An 8947-nucleotide genomic window follows, 5' to 3' on the forward strand; every position below is an offset into this window, starting at 1 on the left:
AGGGCAAATTTATGCAAAAACAAGAAAAAATAGTTGATATGTTTAACCAGATCGCTCCGACTTATGATGTCGCAAACAGAGTGCTAAGTCTTGGTGTGGACGTGAGTTGGAGGAAATTTGCCTGCAGATATATGCTAGAAATTTTTAAAAATGAAAGCATAAATATCGTAGATGTAGCTTGTGGCACTGGCGATATGATGGGGCTTTGGAGTGAAATTTCAAAAGAATTTGGCGTTGAGGTGAAAAGCCTTACTGGCATCGACCCCTCAAGTGGTATGCTAAAAGAGGCTAGGGCGAAATTTCCAAATTTTAAATTTATAGAGGCCTATGCTGACAACACGACGCTCGCAAGTGGTGAGGCTCAAATTTTAAGCATAAGCTACGGCATAAGAAATGTGGTCGAGCGAAAGGCTGCGCTTAGAGAGTTTAACAGAGTACTTGCTCTAAATGGCTACGTAGTCGTGCTTGAATTTACAAAACGCCAGAAAAAAGGCCTTATAACCTCGCTAAGAGATTTTTACCTAAGTAAAATTTTGCCAAAGATTGGTGGCTTTATCTCAAAAAACAAAGAGGCATATGAGTATCTGCCAAGCTCGATAGAAAATTTCTTGGACGCAAAGAGTTTTTGCGATGAGCTTGTAGAGGCTGGCTTTGAGATAGAGCTTTGCAAAGGCTTTAGCATGGATATCTCGACACTATTTATCGCTAAAAAGGTAAGAGAAATCAATGCTTAGTGTTTCTGAGCTAAACGAAAAAGCAAAGGCACTGCTTGAAGCCACACTTGACTATGTTGAGGTAAGCGGAGAAATTTCGCGCCTTACTAAGCACGCCTCTGGGCACTGGTACTTCACGCTAAAGGACGAAAAGTCAAGCATCTCAGCCGTGATGTATCGCATGAACAACCAAAAGGTGAAATTCTTACCAAAAGATGGGCTAAAAGTAAAAATTTATGGCAAAGTGACCATTTATTCGCCAAGTGGGTCGTATCAGCTAGTGACTAGTGCGATGCTCCCTGATGGCGAGGGTGAGCTTGAGCTTGCGTTTAGGCAGCTTAAAGAAAAGCTCGAAAATGAGGGCCTTTTTGACATTGCTGCAAAAAAAGAGATACCAAATTTACCTAAAAAAATAGCCCTTGTCACAAGCGCTACTTCGGCGGCGCTTCAGGATATGTTAAAGGTCGTGATGAGTCGTTGGAAGCTTAGTGAAATTTATATCTTTGATGCTTTAACTCAAGGTGAAAATGCTCCAAGCTCGCTCATAAAAGCCCTGCGAAGAGCCGATAGATACGGCGTTGATGTGATCGTTTTGGCCCGCGGAGGTGGTAGTAAAGAGGATCTTTGGTGCTTTAACGACGAGGGCTTGGCTCGTGAAATTTACGCTACAAAAACGCCAGTCATAAGCGCTATTGGACACGAGATCGACTACGTTATAAGCGACTTTGTAGCAGATCGCAGATCACTTACACCAAGTGCGGCTATGCTTGATCTGTTGCCTGATGAAGAGGCGTTTTTTCAGTATCTTGACAGGCTCAGCGATGATCTTGATAGCGCTTTAAGCTTAAAGATCACCAAAAAGCAAAATTTGCTAAATGTTCTTCTTTCTAAATTTTCATCAAATGCTCTAAAAGCTAGGATCGAGTTAAAATTTAGCGAGGTAGCAAATAAGCAAAACGCCCTAGCAAACGCTGTCCAAAGAAAAATTTTAGTCCTTAGCTCAGCTCTTGGCTCGCTAGAGAAGGCTTATGAGATGAGGGAGCTCTTTTTTGAGAGCACAAAGGGGCTTATCGAGGTTAGAAAAGATGGCAAGAGAGCTGATCTTAGGGATTTAAATTTGAATGATGAGATCGAGCTTATCTCGCAAAATACACATAAAAAAGCAATTATCAAGGAGTAAAAATGAGTAGAAAAATCAACTTTAGCGCAGGCCCAAGCGCGATACCACTAAGCGTTTTAGAGCATGCAAAGGCCGAATTTACCGACTACAGAGGCGAGGGCTACTCGATCATGGAGATCAGCCACAGAAGCAAGACCTTTGAGGAGATCCACTTTGGTGCGATGGATAAGATAAGAAAGCTTTACGGCATCGGTGATGAGTATGAAATTTTATTTTTGCAAGGTGGTGCACACTTGCAATTTAGCATGATACCGATGAATTTATATCAAGGTGGCAAGGCCCAGTACGCAAACACCGGCGTTTGGACAAACAAAGCCATCAAAGAGGCAAAAGTGCTTGGCGTAAATGTGGATGTCGTCGCAAGCAGCGAGGATGAAAATTTCTCTTACATCCCAGAGGTAAAATTTAGCGATGACGCCGACTACGCCTACATCTGCTCAAATAATACGATTTACGGCACGCAGTATAAGGCTATGCCAAAGACTAAATCGCCCCTAGTTGTCGATGCTTCGAGCGATTTTTTCGCTAGACCACTTGATTTTAGTAGTATTGGCTTGCTTTATGGCGGCGCTCAGAAAAATGCAGGCCCAAGTGGCGTGACTATCGTTATTTTAAGAAAAGACTTGGTTGATCGCGTGAGCAGCCAAAACATCCCTATGTTTTTACGCTACAAAACGCACGTAGAGGCAAACTCGCTTTACAACACACCACCAACTTTTGGAATTTATCTTTTAAATTTAACCATGCAGCACCTGCTTGATCTTGGCGGACTTGCCGAGGTTGAGAAGATAAATGCCAAAAAAGCAAGCACTCTTTATGACATTATAGACAGCTCAAATAGCTTTTACCTAGGTCACGCTAAAAAATCAAGCAGATCAGATATGAACGTGAGCTTTACGATACCAAAAGATCATGCGCTTGAGCCAGTTTTTGTAGAAGAAGCACTAAAAGAGGGCATGCTAGGGCTAAAAGGTCACAGACATCTTGGTGGCATAAGAGCATCTATCTACAACGCCGTTAGCCAAAGTGATGTTGAAAAACTTGGCGAGTTCATGAGAGAATTTGCCAGAAAGCACGGCTGATGAACAAGGCAAAAAAAGCTTACGACGAAATTCCTTATTTCTCAGCTGCATTTAGCGACTGCTCGCCAGTTAGGATAGAGGCGGTTGCTAAATTTCTAGGGCTAAAGGCGGCAAATTTAAAAGATGCCAGGGTGCTTGAGCTTGGCTCGTCATATGGCGGTAATATCTTACCATTTGCCATTTCGCATAAAAATACAAAAGTCGTTGGTATCGACATTTCAAGCCATCAAGTGACTGAAGGTAACAAGGTAGCAAAGCAGATAGGTTTAGAAAATTTTACTCTGCTTGAGCGAAATTTTTTGCACATGAACGAAAGCGATATAAAAGAGCTTGGGAAATTTGACTATATTATCGCTCATGGTGTTTATAGCTGGGTGAGTCCAAATGTAAGAGATGCGCTGCTTGCCACGATTAAGGCACTACTTAGCGAGGATGGCATCGCTTATGTTTCGTATAATACCTATCCTGGCTGGAAGAGCCTTGATATTTTAAGAGATTTTATGCTTTTTGTAAGTTCAGGCAACGACAGCAAAGAAGCACTTGCTCGCGTAAAAAGCGAGTTAAATTTTTTACAGGATTATTTGAAATTTAGCCTGCAAAACCAAAGTGATGTCGTATACAAAGATAGTATGAAGCTTCTTTTAACACAGCTAAATTTCTTGCAAGGCATCATCGCAAAGGGCAATGATTATTATATATTGCATGACTTTTTAGAGGCAAGCAACGAGCCAACTTACTTTCATAAATTTGCTAAGCATATCGACAAACACGGACTTTGCTACGTCATAGACGCTTCGCTAAATGATATCTTTGCAAGCTCAACTGGAATTTACCGCTTTGACGCACATATCGAGCAAAATTACAACTCTCGCATCAAAAAAGAGCAGCTAAACGATTTTTTATTTAATAGATCATTTAGAAAAAGCCTCATCGCTCACAAAGAGAGGCTTGGTGGTGCTGAGGACTTTGACTCGGTGCTTGGAGAGAGCGAGCTTGATAGGATTTATTTTGCATATTTTAGCGAGCAGCCAAGGACAAAAACGCAAGAAATTTTAAGCAAAGCCTATCCGCAAAGCTTAAATTTAAGCGAAGTAAAAACGGCACTTGGCGAGAATGCAAACGAAGCTTTTGTGGGACTGCTTGAAATTTTAAACAACCAAAATACTAAAATTTCTTCTTCAAAACTCAAAGCACTTGCCTATGAGTCTGGTAAAACTAAACTAAAGCCTAGAGTTGCTGCGTATCTTGAGTATTTTTTAAACGCTAGCTCACCAGTTATCTCTTTGGCAAATGAGCTAAATGGCAAGCTAAACTTAAGCTATGAAGAGATTAAAGCTGCCTTGAAATTTGATGGCAAAGCTAGCTTAGAAGATATCGCAAAGAGCGTAAATTTAAGCAAAGATGAACTAGATAAGCTTGCTTTTAAATTAAGCGAAGCCTACTTTTTTGAAGAAATTTAAGACTAGCTAGCCTAGCCTTAAATTTTTGATTTAGCCAAATATCATATCTTTTAAGATTAGAATTATCATCGCTATGTAAAAGAGCAAAAACCACTTTTTAAGCGCTTTTTTATCCATAGCTTGCGTCTTTTTGGTGCCAAAGTATGCGCCTATTAGCGAGCCAAGGCCTAAAAAAGCACCTTCTAGATAAGAGATATGGCCGCTTAATGAAAGTGAGATAAAGCCAGCAATGGCTGCAAACATAACAAAAAATACGCCCATAGAAACGGCTTTTTTTAGCTCATAACGTAAAAAGCCAACCAAGATAGGAGCGATAAAGACGCCTCCGCCGATGCCGATACTAATGGCAAGTGCGCCTACAAAAACGCCAACTAAAAATAGCAAAAAGACCGAGTTATTCGCATTTGAGCCGTCGCTGTTTGGTGAAAAGTATAGTTTTATAAGCGAAAAGACAAATGTCGCAAGCAGCATAGACTCAAGTAAAAGTGCAGGTGCGTGCGATACGATGATGCCACTAAAGCTGGCTCCAACCAAGCCTCCAAGCCCCAAAAAGACGCCGCGATTTAGCTTTAAAAGTCCAGCTTTGTAGTTTAGATACGAGCCAAACGTCGCGCTAAAGATCATCTGCATGACGCTTATGCCAATAGCTGTTTTCACGTCATATCCAAAGGCGACCATTATAGGAACAACGACTGTGCCGCCACCGATGCCAAAAAAGCCAGCGATGTATCCAACGCCGATACCGATTATAAAAAGTTCAACAAAAAGCATAAATTTCCTTTTATGAGTGCCAAATTTTAGCCAAGCGGTGTTAAAAAAATATTAAAAAGGTGAAATTTGGGCATAAATTTAGAAATTTGATAAAAATTTTAAAAACTAAAAGCGAACTTTTTTTATAATCATCAAAAATTTAAAGGAAAAAAATGCTCTTAGAACAACCACTGTTTTATTATGAAGTGATTAGAGAAAAATTTAAAAATAGCTACCTAGCCGAGGATAAGACGCAAACGATTATAGGCATTGATTGCGAATACATCGATGAAAAGGATATGGATTTTTATGGGCTTAGAAGTTATTTTGATACAAATCGTAATAAATCTTTAGCTCCATTTGCGGGACTCTTTGGTGTTTTTGCTTATGATGGTGTGAGATATTTTGAATATATCGGAGAAGAGAAAGCTAAAAAGTATAAATTTCCAAAATTTATCTACGCTGATGCAAAGGCCTATCTGCACTTTGACAAGATGAGTAAAATTTATACATTCTATGGAGATAAGAATAAATATTATGACTTTTTGCTTGATGCGAAAGTTGAATGTAAAAGCAAAGAGCAGAGTAATTTTAGTATAAAAACTGATCTTAATAAAGAAAAGAAACATTTTGAGGATATGGTTGAGTTAGCAAAAGAGTATATAAGAAGTGGCGATGTCTTTCAGGTGGTGCTTGGTGAGTTGCTTGAAATTTCAACGAATATGAGTAGTTTGGAATTTTATAAAAATCTCTCACTTACAAATCCAAGCCCATATATGTTTCATTTTCCTACACCTTATGGCGATGTGGTTGGCTCTTCGCCAGAGCTTGTTTTTGAGATGAAAAGTGAGCAAATTTTTGTAGCTCCGATCGCAGGCACAAGGCCTAGAGGAAGCGATGCAAATGCAGATGCGGCACTTGAAAATGAGCTATTAAGTGACGAAAAGGAGCTGGCTGAGCACAAGATGCTAATCGATCTTGCCAGAAACGACATCGGAAGGGTTTCAGAGCCAAAAAGTGTATCCGTAAAAAATGCTATGCATATCCAAAAATATGAAAAAGTAATTCATATCGTAAGCGATGTCTATGGCAAGTGCGCCAAAGGGCTTGATCTTTTTGACGTCTTAGCTAGTATTTTTCCAGCTGGCACACTAAGCGGAGCCCCAAAAATAAGAGCTATGCAGATAATAAATGAGCTTGAAATTTCTGAGCGAAATATCTATGGCGGCGGCATTGGATTTTTGCATTTTAATGGCGATGCTCAGGTTGCTATTCTTATTCGCTCAGCCATCTTTGTGCCAGGTGAAAATGGCTTTAGTGATGTATTTGTGGGGGCTGGAGCTGGTATAGTTTACGACTCAAAGAGCGAAAGAGAATACGCTGAAATTTGCCATAAGCGAGCAAGCGTGCTAAATGTATTTAAAAATAACGCAAAAGAGTTTTAGGCGTTAAACTTAATAAATTCATAAGAGCTTTTAGCGTAGCTAGTGCCCATAGAATCGATTTGCTCTCTTACTGTAGCTGAAAGCTCTGCTTTTGTGATATTTTTAGCTAGCACTTTTACAAAAGGAAATTCACTTCTTTCTTGTGCGCCAAATATCAGCACTCTTGTATCAACCTTTTGGCTTTGTCTTATCTTATCAACAACTCTTGTTAGCTCTTCGTAGTTGAAGCCTTTTGCATTTTCATCTATAAGAACGATTCCGTAAGTTTTGGTTTTTATCTTTGTTAATAGCTCATCAAAGCTATTTGTGGTTTCAAGTGTGTTGTAAAATTCTCCTAAAGCTGAGCTAAATATTTTATTTTCCATTGGCGATTTCTTAAATAAAATAATATTTTCGCTTTTTGCTAGATAGCTTTCGTCTATTGCAATCTCACCAAAATTTGGCAAAAATTTTCTAAAAATTTGAGCCAGTTCGTCGCTATTTATTGGCGTTTTTATATAGGCATTGAAGTATTCTTTGACGCTCTCTCCATCTATATTTGAAGTATTTGAAAGCATTAGTATAATTGGAATTTTTGCATTTTGTATGGCTGCTTTTATAAGATCAATATTTTTTTGAAGGCTATTTTTTTCAGCTTCGAAAAATTTTGAGCCAACAAATATAAGGTCAAAATCGCCTTGCTTTATGGCTTGTTTTAAATCTTTTTTATTACAAACTCCCACAACTTCGCAGTTAAATTTACTAAAACCACTTGCTGTTATATCTATGTAAATTTCATTAGTATCGCAGATTAAAATTTTTGGTTTATCGTTTAAATTTTTATTCATAATATCAGCTTCGCCTAAGCAAAGTAGCCTTGTGATGCTTAATGGAGTTAGCGGATCTTTTAAAATGAGCGGATTTTTAATATCTTGGCCTTGCTTATTGGTGTTTCTTAAAAATATAGCATCATAATTTTTTGTAATAGATGGACTAGTGCTTGTTAGCATATCCACTTTGAGCCCAAGGTCTTTTGTAGTCTGCTCAAAAACTTCGTTGTAAGCGACATTTACATCTTGCAAGAATGCTAATTTATGATTGCATTTTATATCAAAGTCTTTATAGTTTGATGTTGTTTTAAAAATGACTACAAATTTAAACTCATTGCCAATACTTGGAAACGAGTTAATCTCCAGCTTACTTTCTAAATTTTTTAAATAAATTTGAGCGATTTTTAGATAAAACTCGCTCTCATCATTATTTAAGCTATTCTCATCATCTGAAAATATATCTGAAATTTGCTTTTCGCTCATGGCAGCTGAGCTATTTTTTATGCTAAAGCTTACAGAACAAAGTCCACTTCTATTAAAGTCTTTTTGAACTTTTTTGATAGCGATGATAATATTTTGATGTCTTAAAGACATTGATAAAGACGCCAAAAAGATAGAGTTAAATGCGGTTTTTAATGAATTTAGATTTCCTTCTAGTTCATTTGTAAGGCTTGGATCAAGATAGCTTATAAAATTTATCTTTTTGCTTTGTGAATAGACGATATTTGCTTGCAAAATTTCTTCAAAGCTTTTTTGAGGATCAAATATCTCGGTTTTATTGCATTCGCTATATTTTTTAACATTCGAGATATTTTTAGCATTGTTATAAAGCGAAGTCATAATATTTGCATTTTTTTCTATCGTGTCTATAAATACTTGCTTTTTGCTATTATTCGTTTCTATTTTTAAAGCTGCGGTCGATGTAAAAATTTCTTTATTAATAGACTCTAGTTTCTTGCTCACGGATAAAATATATCTATCTTTTATCTGAAAAAAGCTGCTATCTTTTATATAAGTTTCTTTTAGATCTTCATAAGCTTTTATAAGCTTTGATATCGCATTATCCGCACTTATCTCTTTTGATGATAGGATATAACTTGATATGTATTTTGACTTATCGATAAGCACCTTTAAAAATTTTAACCTAGCAGAAATACTAAGCAAAGATAAAATGAGCAAGCCACAAAGCAAAAACTCAAAAAAGGTCTTTATACCATAGCTTATTTTCTCGCTCTCGGTAAGTTCTAACAGCTCATTTTTTATGTTTATGGCACTGTCTAATAAAAGTATAAATTTATCATCTTCATACTGTTTTATTAAGATTATATCTTCGATATTTAGCTTTTCAGAAAATGCGATCTTGGCTTTAACTTCTCTTATCTTTTTAGCTTGATAGTTGGCTTCAAACTGGTTAAAGTCTTTATAAATATTCTCTTTTAGCTCACTTTTTGGAAGCATATCAAGATTTGGCATGTTGTCCTTTACAGAATATATATTTTCTCTCACAT

At 37.5% G+C, this 8947-nt stretch carries 7 protein-coding genes; 5 read left to right on the top strand and 2 right to left on the bottom strand.

The features are described from left to right. Window positions 1-11 precede the first annotated feature (11 nt). From ubiE to FZ949_RS02710, 4 genes are read left to right on the top strand one after another with little or no spacing between them, the layout of a single operon-like run. On the top strand, window positions 12-734 hold the full coding sequence (ubiE, locus tag FZ949_RS02695) for a bifunctional demethylmenaquinone methyltransferase/2-methoxy-6-polyprenyl-1,4-benzoquinol methylase UbiE (RefSeq protein ID WP_103580489.1): 723 nt from the start codon (window positions 12-14) through the stop codon (window positions 732-734). Continuing rightward, window positions 727-1893, top strand: coding sequence for an exodeoxyribonuclease VII large subunit (gene xseA / locus FZ949_RS02700; protein WP_148790100.1), 1167 nt, complete (start codon window positions 727-729; stop codon window positions 1891-1893). The genes ubiE and xseA overlap by 8 nt, the downstream gene beginning before the upstream one ends. 2 nt (window positions 1894-1895) lie before the next feature. Then, window positions 1896-2975: a phosphoserine transaminase gene (gene serC / locus FZ949_RS02705; RefSeq protein WP_103580491.1), complete on the top strand. Its 1080-nt coding sequence runs from the start codon at window positions 1896-1898 to the stop codon at window positions 2973-2975. Then, the gene (locus tag FZ949_RS02710) at window positions 2975-4435 is read left to right on the top strand and encodes a methyltransferase regulatory domain-containing protein (protein WP_103580492.1); all 1461 of its coding nucleotides are present in this window, start codon (window positions 2975-2977) and stop codon (window positions 4433-4435) included. The genes serC and FZ949_RS02710 overlap by 1 nt, the downstream gene beginning before the upstream one ends. A 30-nt stretch (window positions 4436-4465) precedes the next feature. On the opposite strand, the gene FZ949_RS02715 is transcribed toward FZ949_RS02710, so the two are convergent. Further along, the gene (locus FZ949_RS02715; RefSeq protein ID WP_103580493.1) at window positions 4466-5206 is read right to left on the bottom strand and encodes a sulfite exporter TauE/SafE family protein; all 741 of its coding nucleotides are present in this window, start codon (window positions 5204-5206) and stop codon (window positions 4466-4468) included. Window positions 5207-5358: 152 nt separating this feature from the next. On the opposite strand from FZ949_RS02715, the gene FZ949_RS02720 reads away from it, so the two are divergent. Further along, window positions 5359-6630, top strand: a complete 1272-nt coding sequence (locus tag FZ949_RS02720) for an anthranilate synthase component I family protein (protein WP_103580494.1) — start codon at window positions 5359-5361, stop codon at window positions 6628-6630. Here FZ949_RS02720 and FZ949_RS02725 read toward each other — a convergent pair. Next, a partial coding sequence (locus tag FZ949_RS02725) for a response regulator (protein ID WP_222862781.1) occupies window positions 6627-8947 on the bottom strand: 2321 nt, incomplete at its 5' end. The genes FZ949_RS02720 and FZ949_RS02725 overlap by 4 nt on opposite strands.

This window comes from Campylobacter concisus (assembly GCF_902460545.1).
In the GTDB taxonomy this organism is placed as follows: Bacteria; Campylobacterota; Campylobacteria; order Campylobacterales; family Campylobacteraceae; genus Campylobacter_A; species Campylobacter_A concisus_AE.